This window comes from Pantoea allii (assembly GCF_002307475.1).
Lineage (GTDB): Bacteria > Pseudomonadota > Gammaproteobacteria > Enterobacterales > Enterobacteriaceae > Pantoea > Pantoea allii.
This window is the reverse complement of record NZ_NTMH01000040.1, coordinates 592,406-618,179: the sequence shown is the minus strand read 5'-3', so window position 1 is coordinate 618,179 and position 25,774 is coordinate 592,406. Positions and strand designations below refer to the sequence as shown.

The following is a 25,774-nucleotide window of genomic DNA, read 5'->3' as shown; positions in this document are numbered from 1 at the left end:
TCACGCATTTCCTGCGCTGCGCGGTTCAAAATTCAAGGTAAGCTGCACATCGCCTGCGTAGACTCGGTTGCAGTTTTGTTAAACGAGGGCGAATCATGACTGTTCTGCATAGTGCTGATTTCTTTCCGGCTGGCGATTACGCCATTGCCATTGAGCCGCGTGTGCCCCAGCAGGCGTTTCCTGAACATCACCATGATTTTCACGAAATTGTGCTGGTCGAACAGGGTTCAGGCATTCATGTGTTCAATGGTCAGGCGCAGACATTAAGCGCCGGTTGCGTCTGCTTTGTGCGCGATCACGATCGTCATCTGTATGAGAAAACCGACAACCTGTGCCTGACGAACGTGCTGTATCGCAGTCCGGTGGCGTTTCGTTTTCTGTCGGGCTTACAGGCGTTGCTGCCCCTGGAGGATGAGCGTGGGTGCGCGTCTCACTGGCGGATTAGTCAAAAAGCGATGGCGCAGGCCCTGCTCCTGGTGGAACAGATGACGCCGCAAGCGGTATGGTCGCTGGAGCGTCAGGCGCATCAGGAAAGGCAGTTTTTACAGTTACTCGTACTGCTGCGTGAAGCGGCGCACAACCCCAACGCGCAGGATCAGGAAGCCAGGCTGCACCGGTTGCTAGACTGGTTGAATGATCACTACAGTGAGGAGATTAGCTGGGAAGCACTGGCCGATCGCTTCTCGCTGTCACTGCGTACACTGCATCGCCAGATGAAGCAGCAAACCGGTAGCACGCCACAGCGATATCTTAACCGGCTGCGTTTATTGCAGGCTCGCCACCTGCTGCGTCACAGCGATATGCGCATAACGGACATCGCCTATCAGTGTGGATTCGGTGACAGTAACCATTTTTCTACCCTGTTCAGACGGGAATTTGGCTGCGCGCCCCGAACGGAGCGCCAGCCTATGTGGTAAGCGGAGCATTAACTATGTCACTGATCCTGTCACGTAAGGACTACTTCCCGGCCAGCAACTTGCCCATTGCTGTGGCTGAACGTATGCCACAGCCCTCCTTTCCGCCGCACCAGCATACTTTCAGCGAGATCGTTATCGTCTGGCGCGGTAACGGCCTGCATATCCTTAACGATCGCCCGTGGCTGATTACCTGCGGCGATGTTTTTTATATTTGCGACAGCGACTGCCATAGCTATGACAGCGTGCACGATCTGGCCCTTGATAACATTCTGTATTGCCGGGACCGTTTTCATCTTGCGCTTGACTGGGGCCAGCTGTTACCGCCCCAACAAGAAACCATGCCCAGTGGCTGGCGGCTCACGACTCGTGGTATGACGCTGGCACGGGGCGTCATTAGCCAGCTGGAGCGCGAGAGCCGCAAAAGTGATGCGCTCTCCGTGCAACTGTCCGAAGCGCTTTTTTTGCAGCTGGCGCTGATTTTACGTCGCCATGGTTATGCTCCCGAACGTGCCGGCTCCCTGCCTGAAGGCGAGCAACTGGATCGGCTGATGTCGGCGCTGTTAGTGGACATCAGTCGCCCCTTGAATCTGGCAGACTTTTGCGAGCAGCATCAGCTGAGTGAACGCTCGCTTAAGCAGCTGTTCCGCCAGCAAACCGGCATGACAATTGGCCACTATTTACGTCAGTTACAGCTGTGTCAGGCCAAACATTTATTGCGCACCCAGTCCGGTTTAATCAGCGAGATTGCGGCGCAGTGTGGGTTTGACGACAGTAACTATTTTTCTGTGGTATTTACGCGAGAAACCGGCCTGACACCCAGTGCCTGGCGGCAGCGCTTTCTGCCACAACGCCTGCGCACCGATAATGAAAAAGCCTGACGTCAGCGTCAGGCCTGATTTCTTTTGTTTCAGGAAGCCATGCCAAGCCCGACGATGTTGGCCGCGATAATGATAACCACACAGCCAATCGACAACACCCGAACCGGACGGCGTCCCACGTCCTTCCACTCTTTCAGCACCAGCCCTACCACGCCGCCACACAGCACATACAGACTCATATGCAGCATCCAGCTGACAAAGTCATACTGCGGCGGGATTTTGGCGTGCCCCCAGGCATAGAAGAAAAACTGCAAATACCACATGGTTCCACCCAGAATGGCGAAGGCGATATTGGCGAACAGTAGCGGTTTCGCGATGGAAAAGTCCTGCCGCACTGACAGCTCTGGCTTCAGTGCCAGCCGCACAAAACAGTACGCCAGGTTAATCACCGCCCCGCCGCCCATGATGACCACATAGCTGGGTAACGCCACGTAAAGAGGATTAATGCCCAGGCTGGCGGCCGCCTCATGCATGGGTTTCGCCGCATCCATTGCGAACGACATCCCGGCTGAAAAAATGCCGCAGATGACGGCCAGCACCAGCCCTTTCTTCAGGTTGAACTCTTCTGCGTTAATCCCTAGCGCCCGCTCTTTCAGTAACCCCGCACGCGTGACGATGGCCACGCCCACCAACGCCACCAGCACACCCAGCAGCGTCATGCGGCCGCCGGGCGAGTTGAACAGCTCGACGAACCGGCCCTGCAGCAGCGGCGTCATCAATGTGCCGACGACAAGCGTAATCCCAATCGCGATCCCGATGCCCATCGACATGCCCAGATAGCGCATGGTGAGCCCGTAGTTAATATTGCCCACGCCCCACATGGCACCGAACAGAAACACCGGCAGCAACTGCGAGGCGCTGAAGCTGGTGTAATAAGCCCAGAAGTTTGGCAGCAGTACCGCACTGACCGCCCATGGCAAGATCAGCCACGACATCACACCGCCCACCGACCACATGGTTTCCCATGACCACTTTTTCACCTGCTTAAACGGAGCATAAAAACAGGCGGCACTGGCGGCCCCCACCAGATGCCAGAAAATACCTGCAATAATGGCGCTGTTCATTGTTATTCCTTTTTCAGGTTGAGGCCAAACAGGAAACCGATGTTTCCCGATTAGCAGCAGTCTAGAGGGAGCTGCTTTCTCTCAGCCTTTGAATGGCTGCCGGGAAAATAAAGTGGCTGGCAAAATCCAGTGAGTCGTCAACATAAGGATCACAAATTCGCATTTGCCGATCTTTCGCAGGTTGTTAATTATAAGTTATTTATTATTCGGGTAATTTTCCTTTTTTGTTAAGTGAAACAGCAAAACCATCACGACACTGCCGGGATGTCCTTTAACGTGGCATTCACATCAAGTGACGCAGCCTCTGACTGCCTCGCAGCGTGAACGGCAGACAAGAACACATGCGCGGGCCAGGGAATGAACAACACTATGGATAGTCAGGAGGGAAAGCTCAGGTACGCAGTGGTCAGCGCGGTTTATTCGCGGGCTGTCTGTCGCGACAGGACAGGGTTTTCTCTCGTCATCTCATCAAGCGGGTTTATGGTAGCGCGTACAGCCACAGCAGATAGTGCGCCCCGGTGTTGAACGCGGTCTTCACACGTAAGTTCTGCACGTCAGGTTTACAGGATTAAACAGCGCGAGGTTTCGGATAGATGGCATCGGGTATTTTTACCCGATGCCATGAAAAGCAGAGAAAGCCATTGCTGACATGCACATTTTATTCTGTTCACCGTGCGTCATCTTAACGAAGTTGCACGTCTTACGCGTCCGTTGAAAAATCGCGCCTGCGTGTCATCCCAGCCCTGAGCGAAGGAGAAAACATCATTAAAAAAGCGTTTCGCTAATACATATTTCCTCGACCCGAATAATATTCGCCACAGGAAACCCGGCCATATCGTCGCGGAATGCCTGGCTACGCATATATTGCTCATTCAGATGTTGAACATGACATCCCTCCGGTAAGGTGACCACAGCCATCACCTGATTTTGCTGGTCATTTCCCCCCAGAAACACCTTGTCCACCTCTATGCCAAACTTCAGCAAACTGACCCTGTGTTTTGGCCAGCACTGTCTGAAATACTCCACAGCGCTCGCTTTATCCTTCAGTGTATAAATTCTTAACTGCTTCATAAAACCACGCCTCGCTGTCATGACCGGGAAATGAGGAGCCATAGTAAAAAACGGCGTTGGCGAAATTTATGCAAAAAAGCACATTCACGCTTTGCTTACATTTTGCTGTGACGGGTTTCGGGCGCTGAAACCTCAACCAGCGTGACGTTGGATAACGGCGGTGCCTGCGTCTGGTAGCGAGTCGGCATGGCGTCGTTCCCCTGCTGCTTCTTAATATGATTAAATCGTGTGCGATACATGTTTAAAGGCGCGAACATGACACAGACGCATCCGGGGCTGTCAGGGCCGCAGGGGTGACAGAAACGCGCTAAGCTGGATGACACCTGAACACGGTGCCTGAGATAAAGACATTTAAGCCGAAAGGATAAGGAAGAAGATGAACGAGGTGACCCGAGTACCAGATGGTACTTTGTATGATGCAAACCATGATGAACGCATTCTTCAACGCCGGGGGCTCGCTAAGATGCTTTGTTATGACTATAACCTGAGTCGGCCTGATAATAATGAAACACGCCTTGCGCTGCTCACCCGGCTGCTTAAAAAGTGTGGCAGCAATCCCGTTATCGAACCCCCTTTTTACTGCGACTATGGCGTTAACATTACGATTGGCGACAATTTTTACGCTAACCATAATCTTATTATTCTTGATGGGGCTGACGTGGTGATCGGTGATAACGTCTTTCTCGCACCCAACGTAGGTATTTATACCGCAGGCCATCCTCTTGATGCCGAACGCCGAAATCAGGGACTGGAATACGCGAGCCCTGTGACCATCGGCAATAATGTCTGGATTGGTGCGGGTGTCAGCATTGTTCCGGGCATAACAATAGGTAACAACGTTGTCATCGGGGCGGGAAGCGTAGTGGTCAAGGATATTCCGTCAGGCGTTCTGGCGGTGGGTAATCCTTGCCGCGTCCTGCGTGAAATAACCGAAAAAGATCACGCCCGCACCTCATTTTGAAAGGAGGAGCTTGTAACCTGCTGCGCCTCAGTAGAATGCTCAGGCATCAGGCTGGACGCTTCCGCTTTTTTCACAGCCACGCGGGTCGATTCATTTGACTCAGCAGCGCGCCCAACCCCGGGCGCTGGCTCTGCATTTACCTTACATGCAGAGCCGCTAAGTCAGTCCGCTTTGTGACAAAGCGGATTTGCGCCAGTCAATGATGAGCGCCGTCAGGGCATTCCGCTGAGACGCCATTCAGCCCCTCAGTCTCGTGAGAAAACGATTTGAAATGCTGCTGGTCGTCAATTTTCACAACATACAGTGAATCAAAATCTGCCGAGGGCCAGTCAGGGATTTGCCCGGCATCACCTCCCGTTTTTTCAACCAGCGTTCGGGCTGCCGTGACCAAATTTTTATGTTCCCAGGCGATAAATGTCAGCGGAACCTGTTTTTCTGAAAGCAGGTCAGAGACCAGTTTACCCGGTTTGTCAGCGTGAAAACGCAGTATCACAGGCTTCGAAATCTGGACCGCCAGGGGAATAATGGTGGAAAGTGGGCGCAGTGAACTTCCTGTTTTATCCTCTTTAGGTGCAGAAGCATAAAGCGCATCCGGGTTTCCATAGCGGCTAAGCAACACAGCAGGAAGCTTCAGGGCGCGGTTCAGCCCTTTGCAAGTCAGTTGCCCACTGGTGTTATCGGGTTTCTCCCCATGACGGAAGAAAACATACGTGTTGTCCGCGTCGGCACTCAATGGGATCATGATGGTCAGTCCAAACAGCAGCACAAAAATTTTCTTCATCCGTATTTCCTGTCAGCGTTAAAAACAGATCTTATAGCTTATTTTATGCTCATCTATGATGACAACGCGTAAATGACAGGTATTTAGTGAATTGCAGAATCTGGACCTTAAAAGCTTCTTTTACTGGCGATGCAACAATTTGCTCTTAGTTTACGCTCTTTGAATTCCAGGCAAATATAGGCCTGTTCATTTCACCAGGGCCGCCTCCCTTCCTGAAAGCGTAACGCGCCACACCCAGCTGAAACTACATGCTTAACTTCTGCAATGACTTTCACCTCTGACGCTGGAAAAGTCTACGCAATGAATTCAACGATTTCATGACCGGCACAAGTGATCGTAAGCCACTCCCCGTAGGAGTAAAATCATCCAGACGGGAGAAGTACCTGGGGGAATACAAGGACATTCTTCTCTGGGTCTCTGTTTATCGATCTGTTTTATCTTCCCCCCCGCGTTTCGCAGAATGGGAATCGGTTCAGAGATCCTTACTCGTTTCGAAAATGAAGGGCGAAAAAGAGGCTGCTCAGCTGGATTTGTGTATACGATATGCTTTCAGGCACCTGATTTTTATAAAAAGCATGGCTGGGAAGAATTTGGTCGTATCGACCGTAAAGCGGAAGGAACAAGCCGCATATTTATGAAAAAGTCGCTTTACATTTTCAACGCCATTGCAAAAAAAGAGCAGTGTGAGTTTACTGCACTTCAGGTTTTACATTTAAGGTAAAAACGCACATATGGAATTAGTGACAGAACGATGCCCCCCAGAAGAATGGGAATCCATGACGGGTATTTTTACAGAAATGGAAGAACACTATTATGGTAAAGGCATTATTCAGGAGGCGTTGATGAAGAATTATCTTCGCAACCAATTGTTTAGCCAGCTCTCAGGTACTCTGGTGCTAAGAGCGCGTTGTAATGATCAAATCACCGGGCTGGCATGCTGCAATATTCTTTACCCCTCCCCCCGATACAGCGGTCAGTTGCATATCAAAGAACTCTATGTTTCCCAGGCTGAGCGCGGCAAAGGTACTGGGAAATCCCTTATGCGATTTATCGCGCAACTTGCTTTCAAGCACCAGTGCACCAGTGTTAGCTGGCACGCCGAGAAAGCTAACGCTGATGCAAACCGATTTTATCAGTCGCTAGGTGGGAAAATAAATGACAGCATTTGGAGTTATTATCTCCATGGTGAGAATCTGAAACAACTCGCTTTCAGCTCAGAATAAAAAGTCGTTCACTCATATCAGCGCCAGGGTAATGCCAGCACATACGGCCTGATGAGAAACTGACTCACTATCGTTAATGGGGGGAAATTTTAGCACTGCAGAAAACAGAGGAAATCGGCACTCTGTGTGACGACGACTCATTAAACCGACCTGACTGAGGCCATCGCCGTTAAGGTTGCATTACTGTCAGCTTCACTGCTGGCATGGCGTTTGGCTAAAGAGGAAAGGATTTGAGTAGTGTTCTCTGTAGGTCTGCAACCGCCTAAACCTGGCTACCGACAACATTTGGTCAATTCACTCTGTGGCAAACACCATAACTGGAGCCTCCATGCCGATAAAGCGACATTTTGTGGTAGGTAAACGCTCAGAGCAGACTCTCACAGCTATGAACCGTTGCTAAGTATAAAGATTTTGCTCTGGCTAACTTTTACACAACAATTTCTGGCTGATTAGCTGCGGTTTAAGGTTTAATATAGCTCAAACAGGGAGGAGAGATAAATGCGCTACCATAAACCACGAGTATACCGCCTGAAAGATACGGTTGGTGTCTGCGGTACCAATAATCCTGAAGACGTAAAAGAATTACAGCAAATGATAATAGGTGCCGGGTATCAGTTAGCTACAGGAAGGACCATCAGTGAAAATGGCATATGCGGACCCCAAACTGAACAAGCGATAATATGGTATCAGCGTCTTTTATCACTATCTCCCGACGGGTTGGTTCATCCAACGGACAGTTTCTTTATCCAAGCTATGGAAAATGCTTATTCACCGGGGTGGAGACCACAACATACCTCCGGCTCACTGCAAGTAAGTGAAGGACAGGTAACTTTTGATTCAGAAGGCATTGATTATATCACCGCAGTGGAGCCTTTCAGACAACAACATTATCCTGCTTTTTCCAGAATTTTACACTGGCCACCAAAATTCTCATCAGGTGTAACTCTCGGAAGAGGATACGATATGGGAAGTCGTAGCAGTGGCGAGATAATGGCAACGCTCAGCCAGGCAGGTATCGAAGAGTATAAAGCTGTTATATGCTCTAAAGCAGCACACATTAAAGGTCGACATGCTGGTCAGTTCGTGAAAGTCTATGGTCCACTTGTAGGCGAGATTACTCACGCCCAGCAAATCAGGCTATTTGAAATTGTATATCGGGAAAAGCTCAATTACGCAAAGGGTGTATATTCACGAAATTCGCGTCATGTAAATAATGCTCTTACATGGGATAAGATTGATAAAAAAATACGTGATGTTTTTGTAGATACAATATACCAAGGTAATAGAACAGCACCTGAAATGGTAAAAATCATGGCGCAAGGAGATAAGCGAAATGAAATTATAAGATACCTCAAGAATGAGCCAATTTTAAATGGGGATAGACGAAGAAATGAAATCAGAATAAGGAGCCTGAGCAAATGATTAAATTCCACCCACGCAGTGTGTTTTTTGTGCTGACCTTAACCTATTCATTAAGTTCATATGCAGAATCGAATATACAGAGCATTGTGGAAAGTAAAGAGGTTACCGCATGCACTGAAAAGTATGGAGATAATAACAGTGAGTGTCTAACTTCTGTGAGTGAAGCTGCAGAAAAAAAACTGAATACAGTATACCAAGATAAGTTAAAAGAGATTTCAAATTATGATTACAGTCAGTGGTGGATGGGTGAAAAGAAGCAGAGGGAAGATATGAAAAATGCTTTTATCAGAAGCCAAGAGCTATGGTTGAAATATCGGCAGGATTACTGCAAAGCAGCCAGCGCCGGTGCAGAAGGCATTGATGGCTATAGTTCAGTAGCGCTAAGCTGTCAGATAAACATGGGTATAAGGCGTATTGAGGAAATTAAGATGGTACACCCAGATCTTTCAGACGGTTAAACCCACCAAAAAAGTCAATTATAACTATTAATAACAATAGTAATAGCGGATATCATTTTGACTTAATTACGTTGAGTTTAAGCCGTGTAGATGGCTTAAACGACTCACAGTGTACTGCGTGCCTTCCCCTTTGTGCTGGCATAAATGAAATAGCTAGCATGCATTCTATTTAGATGGTTCATGACTGGAGGTCGGCTTGCCGAGGCTCAGTACGTAACACCAGACAGATGCCAATTTTCGGGAAACGGGTTCATTGAACACAGCCCAAGCCCATAACATGGTGAACAGATTAACGGACTGCAAGATGGTGTCATTCTCTGCGGCCAGCATACCGTCATTAACATTCGAAACGTCAGTAACACATCGCGTTTTACGCCTGTATTAGTCGTCAGTACCGCGAAGTAATAAAGTCTGCTCTCACAATACCTGTTTGGTATCGTCGCCCTAATTATCTGCATCAGGTGGCAGCGTGAAACTGTCTCTTTCCAGCGGGCGCAGCTTTACTACATGTATACTTTTGAAATCAACAGGAGCAAGTCATGTTGAAAATGAATGCGCTGATTCCAGAGCTGATCGTTTCTGCTCTGCAACAAAGTTTGTGATTTTACTGCCAGATTCTGGGCTTCAGAATTGAGTACGATAGGCAAGAAGAGAAGTTTGCATTTATTTCATATTGCGGTAGCCAATTGATGCTTGAGGAAGACTACCCGAATGAGTCGCCTTGGCGGGTGGGTCCTTTGGAGCGCCCATTTGGCAGAGGTTTGAACCTGTCGATTGAATGTCCCAACAGCGCGCTTCTGGTTGCAGCAATTGAAGATGCCGGTCTCCATTTGCATAAACCTATCGAGGAACGTTGATATCGCGACCACGATCTTCTTCATGGTCAACTCAATTTCTTGGTGCTTGATCCAGATGGCTATTTATTGAGGTTCAACCAAAGCTTAGGTTCAAAGCCGCAATAAGAATTGTAAAGGTCCTCTTCGGGCACGAAGCGGACCTTTAGCCTGAATGAAGATCAGACATTAAGACTCACCAGGATTGGGGCTGGAAGCGGGTAAATATTGCTTCGGCGACTAAGCGGTGGCTAATTTGTTTCCGTCTTTCTTCATTTTCTTCTATTGAACCTTCGAAAGGGCTTGAACCTGAATCATAGATTTCTATTGAGTGTGGTAGCACCCCAAATTTAGTCATCACGTCTCTTAATTCAGAGGGATCGTTTTTCAATCCTTGACGTCACTTTCCTTAACCCGTAACACCCGGCAGTCGTCGTCACAGAAATATAAAGCGTTTGGTTCGCATTACAAATTAAAAAAGGGCTAATCTGCTGTGGGTGTACCGTGTAGCTGACGAATACCAAAATGGTGCCCGAAGGCTTTCCAGCCTGAGGGGGTTATTTTGAGCGCTCTGGATTTACCCAGACGACTCAGCCATTTCCATGAGATAAAAGCATCAAGAAGTGCAAAACCGAGTGGACCAGCAAGGTGATACTGACGCTCGGTCCAGTCGAGGCACATACGATGATTTCCTTCCCATTCTTCAGGGATTTCTATTCCCTGTTGCTCTAACCAGTGGTGCCCTGAATCGGTCAACACATAGCGCTGGCTTTCCCCGATGGCGAACAGTCCACGATTAAGCATCCCCTGCGTAATCGCTACGCCGATTTGCCCGGCCAGATGGTCGTAACAACAGCGCGCAAAACGCAGTTCACGGGCTAAACTGCTTGGTATGGTCTTCCACTGCTGACTCACCGTTCCGACTAAGGCCAAATTTTCCAGAAGCTGTGAAATGTGTGGCCCTGCCAGCCGGTAATAACGATATCTCCCAACAGATTCAACGGATATCAGTCCGCCATCACGCAGTTTAGCGAGGTGAAAACTGGCGGTCTGTGCGGTAACGCTGGCAGCCCTGGCCAGTGCACTGGCAGAAAGTGCTTCTCCTCCAGCAAGGTTAATCAGCATTATTGAACGCACCGGCTCTGCGATGAGATGCGCCACGACTGAAATGTGAAACTGGTTCATAACGTGCGCCATAAAAAGTGAAATCAGTCTAATGGTGGGATTTAACAGTTCGATACGGCTCGAAGCATTATTCAGATCGCCCAGGATATAGTCAATCCCCCTCAGAACAGACAATAACCCCGACCAATGGACATGACTTCTTCAGCTCAAAAATGGTTGTTAGCTGCTATCAGTATCAGTTACATCATCGTAATCCTCGACACTTCGATTGTGAACGTTGCACTTGCACCAGTGGCTGCCGCGCTGCACCCCGACATTAGTGGGCTACAGTGGATTGTCAGTTCCTACACTGTTACTTTTGCCAGTCTGCTGCTCAGCGGAGGTACGCTTGCCGATAAGCTTGGGGCAAAAAACGTTTACCTTACCGGCATGCTGCTTTTTGCTCTTGCTTCGGCGGGATGCGGCTTTTCTACAACGTTATCCATTATGATCGGATCGAGGATCTGTCAGGGTATTGGAGCAGCCCTGCTGGTTCCCTCGTCCCTGGTATTAATAAACAACGCATATCCGCAGCCTCAACAGCGCGCTAAAGCCATCAGTGTCTGGTCAGGTTGTGGTGGGGTTGCAATGGCAGCCGGACCGTTATTAGGGGGCGTACTGATAGAGTTTTTAGGCTGGCGAAGCATTTTTCTGGTCAATATTCCCGTCGTATTAATCGGGGTTGCGCTGGCACTGCGCATTCCTGTAAGAAATATCTCTGCCAGAGAGACATCAACAGATTTTGCCGGGCAGTTAATGGCCATTGTTGCGATGGGTGCATCTGTTGCCGTAATGATTGAAGGCTTTCATCTGGGATGGAGTGACCCGTGGATATGCAGAGGAGCGCTGGTGGCTGTAATAGCATGGGGGGCGTTTGTTTTTAACGAGTGCATAGTGAATCAGCCGGTGCTGCCGCTGAAATTGTTTCGCCTTGCTGATTTTTTAGCCTCGGTTATCGTATCGCTCATTTCAGGATTAGTGTTTTACGGACTGTTTTTTCTTCTGAGCCTTTACTTTGGCACGTTGCGCAACTGGCCATCACTAAATGTTGGTCTTGCTTTTCTTCCACTAACCCTGATGGTTACATTAGGCAGCTTTAGTGCCGGAAAGCTCAATAGCCTGTTCGGCCCTTTTAGGCTGATAGCCGGATGTTATGGGCTCTACGCTGCAGGATTCGCAGGACTCATGATACTAAATGAAAATGCATACTACTGGCAGATCGCGCTTTGCTTTCCGCCTCTCGGCCTTGCTGCCGGCATCATTACGCCAGTCGCTACAGCAACAGTCATGAATGCTGTTGTCAAAGAACAATCGGGACTTGCTGCCGGTGTACTCAATGCCAGCCGGCAAGCTGGTTCTGCGCTGGGCGTCGCCATCTTTGGTGGTCTCCTTGGTGATATAAAAACCCTCGCAGAGAATCCAGATACAGCTATTTATATCGGTACCGCTTTCTCACTTCTTGGCGGCCTGGTATGGATCATTTGCATGGGCAGACATTCTGCCTCTGTAAAAACTTAAAAAATCTGATTATTGAGATAATGTCCGCTTTATATGAGAAACGGACATTGACTTATATAACGTCCTACTCAGAACACCACTATGTATCAATGATCAATTAAATAAATTCTGCTAAATAAACCGGAACTACGGCTTCATAAAAATATTCTTTCGAGTAAGCAGCAACGTCCCGCTTGATTAAGGATAGCGTTGCATCGACCCGTTGAACTCGCAGCACGAGGCGGACTTTAGAAGGGGAACGGTTCGCTTTGAGCGAGAAGCGAAAGATAACTATTCCCTGCGTATAGCCACGATAATGTCCTTTTACAGGTCTATAGAAGCCATGGCGATTCAGTTATTAAGGGTTGTGCGTCTTTTCTATAGATATTTAACTGGCGTCTACAAAGTAGCCTTTTACAACGGATTGATTTTAATGCAGTAAGTGTTTCCCTTATACAGATACTGCATCAGTGAGACGCCACCCGCACTCTTTAACTCAAAGGTGTTGCCAAAAATTCCGGGCGCTGTTCGGCCAGCAATGTAAACCCGGTTACTTCCGGATACAGCTCACGGCTGAGGGTATCTGGCAACATCAATTCTGTAAAACTCCAGGCCACTGCGATGCTGATACCGGCCACGGACAGTATGTCAGGATGACTTTCTCGCAGCTCGTTCTCCAGCGTCTGCCATGCACCATGAAGTTGTTGAGTTACCCGATTCAACCAGGGCTGATACTGTTTTTCTTCCGGCCTGAGACGCTGTTCGTACACAATCTGCACCGCTTTTTCGCAGGCTGCCAGGGCGAAGCCGGTAAGATGCAGATCCCGGAGTTCTTCCACTCCGGACTTTGCTGTGGGTGCAGTCGAATGACCGCAATATCTCTCAAGGTAATGAATGATTAGTGTGGAGTCTATCAGCACCTGATTATCATCTGTGATAAGCGTTGGAACTTTGACAGCCGGATTAATTTTCGTTAAGACATCAAAATCGCCGAATACCGAAAGCGGCCGATGCTCGAATTGAATACCCAATACTTTCATGTAAATAGCAACCCGTCTGACATAGGGTGAATCCAGCATTCCGATCAGGATCATGGCTCTACCTCATATTATGTTGATTAACAAAATCAATTAACTGTGCGGCAACAGGCAAGGGAGCATCTTCCATTAAAAAGTGTCCGGCCTGTTCATAGATATGCAGCGAGGAAGAGACGATGTCGCGCTGCAAACGCCTTCCATACTCAACGGGTTGCCATTCATCTTCGGCGCCCCATAAAACCTGCACAGGCAGCCGGAGTTGCGGCAATTTTTCTGCAAAGTCACTGGTGTAACAGGCATTATAGTGCGCAACCTGATGCTGGTAAAATGAAGGTTGCCCTACCACACCACAAAGCGGTGCGAGATAACTTTCCAGCCGCTGCTCTGTCATCAGATGCTTATTAAAAACAGCCATCTTTAACTGGCGAGACATCGCGCGGTAATGCTCAGTGGCGGGGATCAGCGCATAATCCGCATAGTTATCCCGCATATCTTTCCATGTGGGTGAAGGCCAGGAGTCGTAGCTGGGAATATCGGCAATCGTAAGCGTCTTCAAAAGGGATGGGTTATCGAACGCCAGTCTGAGTGAAATGGCCCCGCCGATATCGTGTCCAAAAAGATGTGTTTTTTTGAGCTGCCAGTGTTCAAGCAGTTTCAGCAGAAAACCGACTTGAGCGGCAACCGAGGTATCAGCCGTCAAAGGGCGCTCTGATGCGCCAAACCCAGGCAGGTCATACAGATGAACATGAAAACCCGCATCGACAAATACCGGCACCAGTGACTGCCAGATCACTGAGTGTGCGGGCGTGCCATGAACCAGCACCAGAGGTGTTCCTGAACCATGGACCCCGGTTGCAATGCGACAACCCTGGATCAGAACGTGGTCATTCATTAATGCGTTATTAGCGGACATCAGCTTTTTCCGTTGTGTTTGTTTCAGTCAGGCTATCCGTTGACTGCATATGACACCAGTGACATTCTTTCCCGCTGTAAACCCACTTTTGTCATATAAAAATGAATAAACGACTCTCCGTTGACTCACTCAGAGTGTTCCGGACCGTGCTGCAAACGGGCAACATGAGTAAGGCCGCATTACTTCTCAACCTGAGCCAGTCCGCTGTAAGCTGGAAGCTCAGACGGCTTGAGGATCAACTTAAATGCCAGCTACTTACGCGCATCGCCGGAAAAGCCGTTGCGACAGAAAAGGGCAGCGTTCTGCTGCAACATGCGGAAAAAATACTCACTGAACACGATCTCGCCGTGGCCTATTTTTCGCCTTCGTCGCTACGTGGCAAGCTGCGAATAGGGGTTACTGAACACATCTCAATGACTGAAATATGCGAGGTGATTTCAACCTTCACTCATCACCACCCAGAGGTGGATATACAACTGGTGGTGGAGCAAAGTCATCTCCTGCGTCAGCATTTTGCTGAAGGCGGTCTGGAGATCATTTTACATCAGGATTTCACGGGCACGGCATCGACGGAAGATAAGGTATTGTGGAGTGAAAAATTAAACTGGTACGCAACGCCTGCCTGGCGGCATGAATCGGATAAGCGCCTGAAGCTTATTACCTGGGGACCGGATTGCTATTACCGAAACCTGGCTGAGGAGAAACTTCGGCAGGCAAAAATTCCATTTACTGTGATGCTGGAGTGTCCTTCAGTGGCTGGTATGCTTGCGGCGATAACCTCGGGACTGGGGATAGGAATACTCAATCAATACAGCGTTGAGAAAACAATTTGTAATGCGCATGAACTTGAGACATGGATGCCTCTGCCGTCGGTTGATTGCCTGCTACGCCTGAATAAACACCGCGTTAATCCAGCAAGCGAGGCCTTCTGCGAGATGCTGACCAGGCTGATACATAAACATTGATAGTGAATTGGCTGCAATTAATTGATGAAAATAACGTGTTGTTAGTCATGTCCGCTTCTGGCACAAAGCGGACATGCTGACTGAGCTGGAGGTCCGCTATGAGCGAAAAGCGGACCATACATAAGTACTAGCATCATCCTTAAGTAAAATGGCCGACTGTCTGAGCGGCCATACCAGATTGTCCAGTCAATTCCCGCGGTCAGAGACGGGTTAGCCATCAGTCGAAAGCGTTAATTTTTCCCATTTTTCTATTTCCCTAGACAAATCAGTGAGCTTTTGCCGCACCAGACTCAGAGCATCACTGCCTAACAACAGGTGTGTGGGTGGGTTCTGACTTTCAATCAATGTCAGGATGGCCTGCGCCGCTTTTACGGGATCACCGGGTTGATTTCCGCTTTTTTCCTGACGCGCCTTGCGAATGGGGTCAAAGAACGCGTCATAGTCTGTGATGGTTCGAGCACTGCGTGACATTGAGCGACCTGCCCAGTCGGTGCGAAACGAGCCGGGTGCGACAGCGGTGACTTTTACGTTAAACGCGGCCAGTTCCTTGCTTAAGGTTTCTGATATGCCTTCCAGCGCAAATTTGCTGCCGCAGTAATAGCTGATACCGGGCAGGGTGATGAAACCGCCCATCGACGTGATATTGATGATGTGCCCGCTGCGTCGCTCTCGCATGACCGGCAGTACTGCTTTTGTCATCGCTACTGCGCCAAACACATTCACGTCAAACTGGCGACGCATGTCTTCAAGAGAGGATTCTTCCAGAATACCTTCATGGCCGTAACCGGCATTGTTGACCAGAACATCAACAGGACCGACAGTTTCCAGAATTTCTCTGACCACCTCATCGACACGTTCAGTGTCAGTCACGTCAAGCAGACGGCCGAATGCCCGCTGCGCATCAAGCGCTTCAAAAGCATCAATGGATTCACAGTTGCGTAAAGTGCCGATAACCCGATGGCCCGCAAGCAGAGCTTCCTTCGCCAGGGCAAGACCGAAGCCGCTACTCACACCAGTGATAAAAATCGTTTTTGCAGATGTCATAATTAATTCCCATGCAGTAAAAGCTGCATGATATTGTCTGTACTGATGGATTTTCAGGCCAAATCTTATGGTTTTATTGCCTGATTTTATGAGGCTCTATAATGTCCGACATGATTACACGGGTGAAAACACTGGCAATTCAGGAGGGATATAACCTTACTGCATTGCCCGACGTGAGAATTTTGCGCGCCAACCGACCGCTTGCAAGAACGCCAGTGCTGTATGATCCCGGAATTGTTTTTGTCTTTCAGGGCAGTAAACGAGGTTACTTCGGCAAAAAGACCTATTTGTATGATGAACAGCACTACCTTGCCGTCTCAGTGCCCGTGCCTTTTACAATGGAGACTGACGCATCAGCAGAGCATCCGTTGCTGGCCGTCTATATTCATCTTGATTTTCAACTGGCCGCTGAACTGATGCTACAGATCGAACAGTATGGCGCTCTGCCCCCTTCCGCCGCGCCTGAGAGCATGATATCAAGCCCGATGGATGACACGATAAAAACAGCGGTATGGCGCGTGCTTGAGGTTCTGGACAATCCGACTGAAGCTGCAATTCTGGGGCCAGCGAGGATGCGTGAACTCTATTTCCGTGTGTTAACCGGCGCGCAGGGCAATGCAATGCGCGCGGCGCTGGCCTTGCAGGGGCAGTTCGGCAAAATTGGGAAAGCGTTACGGCGCATTCATGCCACATATGCTGAGCCTGTAACGCTCACCGAACTGGCGAAGGAAACCGGCATGAGCGTGCCGACATTTCATCACCATTTTAAAGCGATAACCAGCATGCCTCCGATGCAGTATGTAAAATCGGTCCGCCTGCACCAGGCGCGAATGCTGATGGTCCGCAAGAAGCTTACTGCTGCTGCCGCAAGCTACGCTGTTGGCTACGAAAGCCCACCGCAGTTTAATCGTGAGTTTAAACGGCTGTTTGGCCTGCCGCCGGCAGAGGAAGTAAAACGTATGCAGCGTAACTTCGCGTTTCCCTCTTTGCAGCAAACATCGACATTTGTTTCGTCGCACTGAGGTTTGGATGATATTTTGAAAATAAACTGATCAATGCAATGTCCGCTCCTGGCACAAAGCGGACAGGCTGACTGAGCTGAAGGTCCGCTATGAGCGAAAATCGGACATAGTGCTGAACTTAAATAATTATCCCTTACTAATCTTTGCGAAAAAGGCCGTTAACCCTGACCAGTAAAGACAAGGCAAAATCACGCATCCGGTCATTCAGTCGCGTCTGGTCAAGATATGATATCCTCTAGGATACTTACAGCATTGAAAGGTGAGTCCGGATGGAAAAGACCTTCACTCCTGAACAAATTGACATTATCAATCGTGTTGTCTTCAACCATATAGATAAAATGACTGAGGAAGTGGCTAACATAGTTGAAAAAACAGAGAAAGCCGCGCACCAGCAACTATCAGATCACGGTATAAATATGGCAGATTTTTATCCTGCCAATCAGCTATTTCTAATGATGACAATCGTACAAACATTGATAGACCGGGTGCATGGTGGGGACATGGCTCTTGCTCAAAAAATGATAACTATGGAAGCGAAAAGACTGAATGTCAGCGTCAGTGTCAAGGCTGTTAAATCAGGCGGACGGGCTTGAACGATTAAATTGCTAATCATGTCCGCTTCTGGCACAAAGCGGACATGATGTTCACATCCTCATTACGACGGATCGCGCTGAATGCTAAGTTCATAAACGACGCAGGGCACATCATAATGCTGTTCTGTTGCTTTGTACGTCATGCCTAATCGCTGCATCACTCGCTGAGAGGGCGCATTTTCAGGGTCGGCAACAGCCACTAAATATGTTGCGCCCATCTGCTCTGCTGCGAAATCAATAATCGCTTTAGCCGCTTCTGTTGCATAGCCTTTGCCATTGTGTTCTGGGACAAGCCGCCAGCCAATCTCTAAGGGTGCACCTTCAACGTTTGCCAGGTACTGGAGGCATGCTGCTCCAACAATGGCCCCAGAAGCCTTCTCTTTGATAGCCCACCACGAAAATCCATATTTCTGCCATCGGGCCTGAACACGCCTGATATTTTCCCACGTCTCTTCTGGTGTTTTAACAATACCGTTGCTGATATACCGCATCACGCTGGCATCGCTTTCCATTACCCTTAAGCCTTCGTAGTGTGAGTCATCATAAGGTTCAAGCCTTAAACGCACAGTTTCTAAATTCATCTGACACTCCTTTTACCTGAAGGCATTACTTTCGCTGAACTTCTCCACATAAACCACCATAGCACGATGTAAGCAGCGTCCGCTTCTGGCACCCAGGCGAACATCTGCACAGAACTGTATCCGCGATGAACCCGTTGCGGTGATGATATTAACAGCAGATTACTGCCCTTTTAGCGCGGATGATCGGCGGTCAGGTCGGCACCGGCGCCGGGCTCTGAAAAAAGAATGTCTGGTAGCACTTGTGTCAAAAAATCATAAGGACAAGTGCTCCCCTCTATGCGAATACGTATCATAATCCCTTCGTAACTGTGAATAACCAGCTTTGCCGCGCTTTCCGGCGTCATCCCTGGCGAAAGCGTCTGGGCATCATTAAACACGGTAATCAGATCGCGTTCCCAGCTGGCAAAAATTGCCCGCAGCTTTTGCCGAATCTTTTCACTGTGTACGGCCCCCGTCTGTCCAATAATCCCTGCCAGACAGCCCGCGACCTCAGGTTCACGCTCAATATACAGGCTGTGCCCGTTTAGCCAGCTGATGAGACGCAGGCGGGGATGCAGGGAGCGGTTCAGTAACGTCTCTGCCCGGAGTGCGTCAAACGTCTCGATATAAGCGTCAAGAGCGGCGCAGGCAAACTCTTCCTTACTCGGAAAGAGATTATAAAACGATCCTTTAGGCATGCCTGCCTCACTCAGAATCGTTGTTATCCCTCCCCCTTCGTAACCTTCTCTCATGAAAACCCGTATACCGGCACTCAAAAGACGTTTGCGCGTATCATTCTTTGCCATAATAATTAGACCGTTCTACTTATTTTGTCAGACTATAAGGGATAAGGATAAACGATGCCACCGATAAAGACCGCCAGCAGACACGCGTTGGGACTGATTATGGTGTTTCTTTCGGCCATCATGTGGAGCTCCGCAGGCTTCTTCGTGAGGATGCTCGATATGAACACGTGGGCGATGGTTGCATGGCGCTCGCTGTTTGCTTTTCTGTCGCTGGTTCTTCTGCTCATGGGGAGCGGCTATCTGCGCCGCTTTTCATTCCGTCATGATGTGGGCTTAAAAGGCCTGATAACCGCCACTGTTATGGCGATTTCCATGTTTTGCTACGTCGCAGCGCTGAAACTCACCAGCGTCGCAGGCGTGATGACCGTTTATGCAACAATTCCCTTTTTTGCGATGGGGCTGGGCTGGCTGATACAGAAGAAGGAAATTACAAAACGTGCGCTTATTTCCGCAGCAGTGAGCCTCACAGGGGTGATTGTTATGGCAGCCTCTGCCTCAGGGAAAGGCGATATGGCGGGTAACACACTGGCTCTGGTGATGACGGCCGGGTTTGCCGCCAGCATAGTGATGTCAGGAAAGTGGCCAGAAATGAACCTGCCGGCTGTTACGGCTCTCGCATGTGCCCTCTGTGGTGTCTTCTGTTTTGCGATGATGCCACAAGACCTTCCCCTTCCCGGTTTGCATGACATCTTATGGTTGTTCGCTTTTGCGCTGGCGACGCAAAGTATGAGCTATCTGCTGTTCATGGCAGGAAGCCGATATGTTAACCCCGCTGAGGCCAGCCTGATTGCACAAACAGATATCCTCCTCGGGCCTTTGTGGGTCTGGATATTCTTCAGTGAATTACCGACCAGCAATACACTCCTGGGTGGGGGAATCACCTTTGTTGCGGTAACGGGTTATCTGGCAGCGGAGTATTACCTGAAAAGAAAATCAGCCCGGAATAACTGAGGGCTTGCACCGCTCAAAAGCAAACCCGATGCTGAACACATCACAGCATTGACAACCTCCGCGTCTGGCCCAGAACGCGCTGCGTGCAGGCTGAACAATGATGCCTGCTATAAGCCAACAGCGGATATCTGCTGTTTTCCGGCGGCAAACAGAGGAGGGGCGTTCAGTGATTATGAATGCCTGCCTTATGCATCCTTTTGCCTCCCTGCAACGCTTTCACCTGGACGTCAGCCTGCATCCAGTTGCCGACACAGTCTACCACCATGAAACAGATGAAACTGTCGGCGTAAGCAGATGAGTTTTGATGGAAACCTCCCCGCCTTGCGCAAAGGCATAGTGGTCGAGGTAAAACATGTCGACAGCGACGTCATGGGCCAGGCGGTACAACCGCACAAATTACACATTTACAAATTTAAATGTATAAATATAATGCCGCCTTTATTTCTTCTCACAGGATAGTTGTTATGACGTCTCTTTTCGCGCCCCTGACGCTGGGTGATCTCACATTACGTAACCGCATTGCGCTCCCTCCCCTGACCCGTTGCCGCAGCGAGCAGCCGGGCAACGTCCCCGGTACGATGATGGTGGACTACTATCGCCAGCGTGCCAGTGCCGGTTTTATGGTGACCGAAGGGACACAAATTGAGCCTCGCGGACAGGGTTATGCCTGGACGCCGGGCATCCACAGCGAAGCACAAATCGCGGGATGGCGAAACGTCACCGATGCCGTTCATGCCGAGGGCGGAACCCTCTTTTGCCAGCTCTGGCACGTGGGACGCGTCTCGCACAATGAACTGCAGCCCGGGAAACAGCCGCCTGTTGCCCCTTCAGCTGTTGCCGCCAGCGGCGTACGGGTGTTTATCGAAACCGGGCCTGGTGCCGGTGTGCTGACGGACCCCAGCCTGCCGCGCGCGTTGACAACCTCAGAAGTGAAAGAGATTGTGGCGATGTACCGTACGGCGGCGGAGAATGCCAAAAAAGCCGGTTTCGACGGTGTCGAACTGCATGCGGCCAACGGTTATCTGATCAATCAGTTTATTTCTGAACACACCAACTTCCGCACCGATGAATATGGTGGTTCGCTGGACAACCGCCTGCGCTTCCTGCGCGAAATCATCGAGGCGGTGAGTTCAGTGTTTGGCAGTCACCGAGTCGGGGTACGTTTCGCGCCGCTGTTCTCAAGCACAGAGGAAGAGCGCGTTTATCTGGGGCTGGTTGAAAGCGATCCCCATGCCACTTACCTTCGTGCTGCCGAGATGCTGAACGCGCTCGAAACAGGCTATCTGTCTATCGCCGAAGCGGACTGGGACAACAGCCCGGAACTGCCCGAACGTTTTCGTATTGCGCTGCGCGAAACCTTCCGTTCACCCATTATGTATTCCGGTCGTTACACCAAGGAAAAAGCCGAACGCATGCTGGAAAAGGGATGGGGCGACCTGTTTGGTTTCGGACGTACGTTTATCGCTAACCCGGATTTACCGACACGTTTTAAAATGGGCTATCCGCTGAACGAGGTGGATGCTGGCTCGCTGTATGGCGGAAGCGAGAAAGGCTATACTGACTATCCTTTTTATCCTGCTTGAGGTTCGAAGACGGCATGACACCCGAAAATGCCATTAAATTACTGGCCAATCCAACGCGGGTTGCGGTGCTCAAATGGCTTAAAAACCCTGACGAAGCCTTTGCTGATTATGCTCAGCTCTATCCCTTCGATCAGTACGGTGTCTGTGCCAGTCTCATTCAGGACAAGGCGGGCCTCTCACAGCCCGCGACATCCTTGTGTCTGAAAGCGCTGCATGATGCCGGTCTGCTTGAGGCCAGTAAGGTGGGAAAATGGACCTACTATCGCCGGCGCGAACAGGCGGTGTACGAGATGAATGAGGCAATCATCAAGTCTCTCCAGCAGCTGTAGGCCGTTCCTCCGAGAGGATAGCCTCTTTTAAAGCCGGGCATCAGCCATCACAATCACCAGCAAAGGCTACTGTCTGCTTCTGGCACCAGACAGACAGTAGCCTGATCACTGTCCAGCATGCGCAACATGCGAGCCATGCTCATTTTACCAGGTCGATCTGAAGTGTAGTCCTTGCGACCTCGCCTGAGGTCGGTTTTCAGGCCGCGAAAGTCAGTAAACTCAACCAATTAATGTTTTTCAGCCCTGTTTAACAGGGTGAGTCCAGACTTTTTATGGCAGAGATTTCAGCACTCTACCCACACCGAACCGGCGTCGGCTGAACGTACACAGTTTTCCACCCATCTGACGCCCGCCAGGCCCGCATGCACATCGGGATACCAGAAATTGTTCAGGAAGGCATCGTCACCGCGATCGGTGGCATCCATCGCCAGCGCAAAACGTCTGTAGAGATTCGACCATGCTTCGAAAAGTCCTTCCGGATGTCCCCCGCCTATGCGGTCATCTTCACGGGCAACTGGATGAAGATAGTCCATGCCTCTCTCCAGAATGCGTACCGGCTCACCCTGAACTTCGAAGCGGAGCTGGTTCGGCTGCTCATCCCACCACTCAATACTGGCTCTGGAACCGACGATTCGGACTTTCTGTCCATGCATTGAGCCGCAGTTAACAGCCGAGGCCCACAGACTTCCTACCGCACCATTCTCATATTCCATCAGAACAAACGCATTGTCTTCAAGAGGAGCACGGCTTTTCACAAAACTCTGGCGTGAGCAAAGCAGCCGCCTGATTTTCATGGCAGGTGCCATGGTTTCAGCGATACATAATGGATGGGTCGCCAGGTCACCCAAAACGTAGCTGGGCCCGACAAAGCGTGGGTTCACGCGCCAACTGGTACTGGCGTTATTCTGTTCAACCGATTCGTTGTGAAAACCGTGTGCAAACTGCATGTTGATGATGCGGATGTCACCCAGTAATCCCTCCGCAATCATTTCCCTGGCCTGATGGATAAGCTGATGACCGGTATAACCATAAGTCACGCCGACGATCTTCTTTTTCTCCCGGCTCAGTGTCGACAGATGCTCCGCCTCTTCGACCGTAAAACACAGCGGCTTCTCACAGATCACATGCAGACCGGCCTCAAGGGCTGCGCAGCAGACGGCAAAGTGGGTGTTGTTCGGTGTGGCGATCGAGACGGCCTGAATACCATCATCGCGTTTTGCTTCTGATGCAAACAGGGTTTGATAGTCGGCATAGCACCGGTCCGGGCTAAGGCCCAGTGCTTCACCAAACGCGCGTCCCCGTGCAGCATCAATATCAAAGGCCCCGGCAACCAAAGTGAAGGTGTTATCGCGTAGCGCCGATGAGCGGTGGATGTAACCGATTTGGCTGGTTCCGCCACCGCCTACCATGCCCCACCGCAGTGATTTTTCGAGCGGTTTAATACCGTTAATCATGATTTTCTCCTCAGAAACCGACTGAATGCAGATACTGCAGACTTGCCGTGACGTCACGCAGGCTGGTATCCGCATCACGCGGGTCCCTTTCCTGTTCAATGGTTATCCAGCCCTGATAATGCCGCTGGCGCAGAAAGGCGTGGACTTGTGGATAGTCGATGGCACCGCGGCCAAGTGGGCACATAACGCCCTGCGCACAGGCGGTGAAAAAATCCAGGCCTTCGTTGATGGCACGACGCCAGACAACCTCGTTGACGTCCTTGAAGTGAAGATAATCAATGCGGTCCCAGTAACGATCCAGCGCAGCAACCGGGTCCATGCCCGCGTAATACAGATGGCCGGTATCCAGGCACAACCCGGCTACTGTATGGGGAATATCCTGAACCAGCTTTTCCAGCTCATCGGCAAACTCAATGCAACCACCCGCATGGGGATGAATGACCGGCCTGACACCATATTCTTTCCAGGCAATCTCACTCAAAACAGTGATGTGTCTGATCATTCTCTGCCAGTCACTATCCTTAAGCCGTGGGGCTTTTTCTGACTGGCCGGCGGTGGCGGCACGTTCAGGATCACCGAAGTCAATAATCACAAGATAAGGTGCAGGTTTATCCTGACCGACAGGCTCGCCTTTTTGGTAAAGGGCACTCAGGTTGTGACAGATTTTGTGAGTCAGCGCGATCATTGCCGGGAAGTTCTCTTCACTCACCAAATCGTCGAAAAGGGTGCCCGCCACGACGGTCAGCTGAAACCCGTCAAGCGCCGATTTCAGCGCATCTGGCTGGACTGGCAAATACCCCCACGGCCCCAGTTCCAGGCTTTTGTAACCTGCAAGCCGGGCCTCTTTGAGGACATTCTGCCAGGGGGGAAGAAAGGGATTCTTCGGATCGTCCACGCCCCAGCTACAGGGCGCAGTTGCGATGGACATGGTCATGATTTTTCTCCTGATGCGGCAACACTGATGAACACAGACAGGTCAGACGGCAAGCGCCTGACTCACTGCGCGCAGTATTGCGCCGGTTTTTTATTACCGGCAATCATTCGGAGTGAGTTATTTGATAGCGATCATGATTTTTTTATATCATTATTTTGATAGTTTTAAATCAAATCCAGACAGCACAAGCCTTTGCCTGATGGCCAGGGGATTTAGATATTTTCCGGAGTGATGAGATCGAAAGGCAGTGTCACGTAGACAGGATTGCGATCGGTTTCCTGATGCCTGCTGATAAAAAGTGAGACGATCTTTTCAGCCACTGCATCGATACGGTGACGTAGCATGATTTCGACATGGGCTTCGATGAGCGCCATCTCATCACCGATAAAGGGGCCATGACAGAGCATTTTTATATCCTGCCGCTTACTCTCGACGATGGCCTTAATTACGCCCTCAATGCCACCGCATGGCGCATAGATCATCGTAATCATGGGATTATTTTTTAGCAGCTGAGAGGCAGCCGAATAGCCCCCATTGATACTTTCGAGCGTCTGTAAAGGCTCCAGAACCACGACATCTTTTCTGTTTTCACGCAGATACGAACGGAAGCTTATTTCACAGCTTTCCTGACAGTTAAAACGGTGGTCACCAAGCAGAACGCCAATCACACTGTCTTTTTCAGCCATGCGTTCGGTAAACCATCCCGCCGTGCGCCCTGCTTTAAGGTTATCCAGCCCTATATAGCCAGCCTGGCCGCAGGGAGACAGATCGGAAAACAACGTGAAAATTTGCACGCCTGAAGCGGAAAGCTGCTTAATGGTATGCCGTATAAGAGGATGATCGAGCGCAACAACGCCAATAATATCAACGCGTTTTGCCAGTGACTCAAGAGAGGATACTACTTTCTCAATATCATGAATATCCGCCCACAGAAACACCGGTTCCGTTGTCAGTTTTCCCTGTGCACAGCGACTGATTTCGTCCGAAAGCACCTGATAAAAAGAATAATCATTGGGAAGAAGAATGAAGCCGGTGCGCACAGCGCTTTTGACCGCCGCGGCTTCATGGGTCATCACCTTGCGGAGGTCTTCCCGGTAGCCGAGCGCGTCAGCAGCACGCAGAACCCGATCCCGGGTTTCCTGCCTGACCGAGGCTCTGTTGTTTAACACACGATCAACCGTAGCGACGCCGACACCCGCCGCTCTGGCCACAGCTGACATAGATATTTTTTTCATTGCGCCGCCTGGAATGATAGATTTCTATCATTTTAAACACAGAAACCGTGCAGCGGCAAAATACTTGATCGCATTCTGC

General features: G+C 50.0%; 26 protein-coding genes. 14 read left to right on the top strand and 12 right to left on the bottom strand.

Features of this window, described 5'->3' with window-relative positions; all coding sequences use genetic code 11:
• Positions 1-95 precede the first annotated feature (95 nt).
• Entirely contained in the window at positions 96-917 is an 822-nt protein-coding gene (gene rhaS / locus CMR03_RS20080) for an HTH-type transcriptional activator RhaS (protein WP_096012464.1), read from the top strand.
• Positions 918-931: 14 nt separating this feature from the next.
• Positions 932-1,795 carry an HTH-type transcriptional activator RhaR gene (gene rhaR / locus CMR03_RS20075; RefSeq protein ID WP_063879275.1) on the top strand — a complete coding sequence of 288 codons (864 nt, stop codon included), beginning with the start codon at positions 932-934 and terminating at the stop codon, positions 1,793-1,795.
• A gap of 29 nt (positions 1,796-1,824) precedes the next feature.
• Here the strand turns inward: rhaR and rhaT are convergent, their stop codons facing one another.
• Both rhaT and CMR03_RS20065 read right to left on the bottom strand, forming a co-directional pair.
• Positions 1,825-2,859 carry an L-rhamnose/proton symporter RhaT gene (rhaT, locus tag CMR03_RS20070; protein WP_096012463.1) on the bottom strand — a complete coding sequence of 345 codons (1,035 nt, stop codon included), beginning with the start codon at positions 2,857-2,859 and terminating at the stop codon, positions 1,825-1,827.
• A gap of 765 nt (positions 2,860-3,624) precedes the next feature.
• On the bottom strand, positions 3,625-3,930 hold the full coding sequence (locus tag CMR03_RS20065; RefSeq protein WP_096012462.1) for a hypothetical protein: 306 nt from the start codon (positions 3,928-3,930) through the stop codon (positions 3,625-3,627).
• Positions 3,931-4,306: 376 nt separating this feature from the next.
• Here CMR03_RS20065 and CMR03_RS20060 point away from each other — a divergent pair, with 376 nt between their 5' ends.
• A complete protein-coding gene (locus tag CMR03_RS20060) occupies positions 4,307-4,891 on the top strand; it encodes a sugar O-acetyltransferase (protein WP_096012461.1) in 585 nt (194 codons plus the stop codon).
• 196 nt (positions 4,892-5,087) lie between these two features.
• Here CMR03_RS20060 and CMR03_RS20055 read toward each other — a convergent pair whose 3' ends face one another.
• Positions 5,088-5,672 (bottom strand): histidine phosphatase family protein, encoded by a 585-nt coding sequence (locus CMR03_RS20055; protein WP_096012460.1) that lies wholly within the window; start codon positions 5,670-5,672, stop codon positions 5,088-5,090.
• 460 nt (positions 5,673-6,132) lie between these two features.
• On the opposite strand from CMR03_RS20055, the gene CMR03_RS25820 reads away from it, so the two are divergent.
• From CMR03_RS25820 to CMR03_RS20035, 4 genes are all read left to right on the top strand, one after another.
• Positions 6,133-6,393: a GNAT family N-acetyltransferase gene (locus CMR03_RS25820; protein ID WP_306822215.1), complete on the top strand. Its 261-nt coding sequence runs from the start codon at positions 6,133-6,135 to the stop codon at positions 6,391-6,393.
• Between the two features lie 121 nt (positions 6,394-6,514).
• The gene (locus CMR03_RS20045; protein ID WP_425270633.1) at positions 6,515-6,895 is read left to right on the top strand and encodes a GNAT family N-acetyltransferase; all 381 of its coding nucleotides are present in this window, start codon (positions 6,515-6,517) and stop codon (positions 6,893-6,895) included.
• 498 nt (positions 6,896-7,393) lie between these two features.
• Positions 7,394-8,317, top strand: coding sequence for a peptidoglycan-binding protein (locus tag CMR03_RS20040; protein WP_096012458.1), 924 nt, complete (start codon positions 7,394-7,396; stop codon positions 8,315-8,317).
• Positions 8,314-8,775, top strand: a complete 462-nt coding sequence (locus tag CMR03_RS20035) for a lysozyme inhibitor LprI family protein (RefSeq protein ID WP_096012457.1) — start codon at positions 8,314-8,316, stop codon at positions 8,773-8,775. The genes CMR03_RS20040 and CMR03_RS20035 overlap by 4 nt, the downstream gene beginning before the upstream one ends.
• A 1,316-nt stretch (positions 8,776-10,091) precedes the next feature.
• Here the strand turns inward: CMR03_RS20035 and CMR03_RS20025 are convergent.
• A complete protein-coding gene (locus CMR03_RS20025) occupies positions 10,092-10,793 on the bottom strand; it encodes an ArsR/SmtB family transcription factor (RefSeq protein WP_096012537.1) in 702 nt (233 codons plus the stop codon).
• Between the two features lie 126 nt (positions 10,794-10,919).
• Here CMR03_RS20025 and CMR03_RS20020 point away from each other — a divergent pair, with 126 nt between their 5' ends.
• Entirely contained in the window at positions 10,920-12,290 is a 1,371-nt protein-coding gene (locus CMR03_RS20020) for an MFS transporter (RefSeq protein WP_096012456.1), read from the top strand.
• 470 nt (positions 12,291-12,760) lie between these two features.
• Here the strand turns inward: CMR03_RS20020 and CMR03_RS20015 are convergent, their stop codons facing one another.
• The gene (locus CMR03_RS20015; RefSeq protein WP_096012455.1) at positions 12,761-13,363 is read right to left on the bottom strand and encodes a glutathione S-transferase; all 603 of its coding nucleotides are present in this window, start codon (positions 13,361-13,363) and stop codon (positions 12,761-12,763) included.
• A 4-nt stretch (positions 13,364-13,367) separates the two neighbouring features.
• Positions 13,368-14,219, bottom strand: coding sequence for an alpha/beta fold hydrolase (locus CMR03_RS20010; protein ID WP_244181404.1), 852 nt, complete (start codon positions 14,217-14,219; stop codon positions 13,368-13,370).
• Between the two features lie 101 nt (positions 14,220-14,320).
• On the opposite strand from CMR03_RS20010, the gene CMR03_RS20005 reads away from it, so the two are divergent.
• Positions 14,321-15,184, top strand: a complete 864-nt coding sequence (locus CMR03_RS20005) for a LysR family transcriptional regulator (RefSeq protein WP_096012454.1) — start codon at positions 14,321-14,323, stop codon at positions 15,182-15,184.
• Positions 15,185-15,394: 210 nt separating this feature from the next.
• On the opposite strand, the gene CMR03_RS20000 is transcribed toward CMR03_RS20005, so the two are convergent.
• Positions 15,395-16,228, bottom strand: a complete 834-nt coding sequence (locus CMR03_RS20000) for an oxidoreductase (protein WP_096012453.1) — start codon at positions 16,226-16,228, stop codon at positions 15,395-15,397.
• 101 nt (positions 16,229-16,329) lie between these two features.
• Between CMR03_RS20000 and CMR03_RS19995 the strand changes: the two genes are divergently transcribed.
• Together CMR03_RS19995 and CMR03_RS19990 are read left to right on the top strand one after the other, a co-directional pair.
• Positions 16,330-17,250: an AraC family transcriptional regulator gene (locus tag CMR03_RS19995; protein ID WP_063879265.1), complete on the top strand. Its 921-nt coding sequence runs from the start codon at positions 16,330-16,332 to the stop codon at positions 17,248-17,250.
• Positions 17,251-17,519: 269 nt separating this feature from the next.
• Entirely contained in the window at positions 17,520-17,843 is a 324-nt protein-coding gene (locus CMR03_RS19990) for a hypothetical protein (RefSeq protein WP_063879264.1), read from the top strand.
• 62 nt (positions 17,844-17,905) lie between these two features.
• Here CMR03_RS19990 and CMR03_RS19985 read toward each other — a convergent pair whose 3' ends face one another.
• Positions 17,906-18,424 carry a GNAT family N-acetyltransferase gene (locus CMR03_RS19985; protein WP_096012452.1) on the bottom strand — a complete coding sequence of 173 codons (519 nt, stop codon included), beginning with the start codon at positions 18,422-18,424 and terminating at the stop codon, positions 17,906-17,908.
• Between the two features lie 170 nt (positions 18,425-18,594).
• Positions 18,595-19,209, bottom strand: a complete 615-nt coding sequence (locus tag CMR03_RS19980) for a TetR/AcrR family transcriptional regulator (protein ID WP_096012451.1) — start codon at positions 19,207-19,209, stop codon at positions 18,595-18,597.
• Positions 19,210-19,296: 87 nt separating this feature from the next.
• On the opposite strand from CMR03_RS19980, the gene CMR03_RS19975 reads away from it, so the two are divergent.
• The 3 genes from CMR03_RS19975 to CMR03_RS19965 all read left to right on the top strand — a co-directional run bounded on the left by CMR03_RS19975 (position 19,297) and on the right by CMR03_RS19965 (position 22,072).
• Positions 19,297-20,160, top strand: coding sequence for a DMT family transporter (locus CMR03_RS19975; protein ID WP_244181402.1), 864 nt, complete (start codon positions 19,297-19,299; stop codon positions 20,158-20,160).
• Positions 20,161-20,624: 464 nt separating this feature from the next.
• Positions 20,625-21,743, top strand: a complete 1,119-nt coding sequence (locus tag CMR03_RS19970; protein WP_096012449.1) for an alkene reductase — start codon at positions 20,625-20,627, stop codon at positions 21,741-21,743.
• 14 nt (positions 21,744-21,757) lie between these two features.
• Positions 21,758-22,072 carry an ArsR/SmtB family transcription factor gene (locus tag CMR03_RS19965; protein ID WP_063879259.1) on the top strand — a complete coding sequence of 105 codons (315 nt, stop codon included), beginning with the start codon at positions 21,758-21,760 and terminating at the stop codon, positions 22,070-22,072.
• Positions 22,073-22,356: 284 nt separating this feature from the next.
• Here the strand turns inward: CMR03_RS19965 and CMR03_RS19960 are convergent, their stop codons facing one another.
• The 3 genes from CMR03_RS19960 to CMR03_RS19950 form a co-directional block, all read right to left on the bottom strand.
• A complete protein-coding gene (locus CMR03_RS19960) occupies positions 22,357-23,526 on the bottom strand; it encodes a Gfo/Idh/MocA family protein (RefSeq protein ID WP_096012448.1) in 1,170 nt (389 codons plus the stop codon).
• Positions 23,527-23,536: 10 nt separating this feature from the next.
• Positions 23,537-24,460: a TIM barrel protein gene (locus tag CMR03_RS19955; RefSeq protein ID WP_096012447.1), complete on the bottom strand. Its 924-nt coding sequence runs from the start codon at positions 24,458-24,460 to the stop codon at positions 23,537-23,539.
• Positions 24,461-24,672: 212 nt separating this feature from the next.
• A complete protein-coding gene (locus tag CMR03_RS19950; protein ID WP_096012446.1) occupies positions 24,673-25,695 on the bottom strand; it encodes a LacI family DNA-binding transcriptional regulator in 1,023 nt (340 codons plus the stop codon).
• Positions 25,696-25,774: the final 79 nt, after the last annotated feature.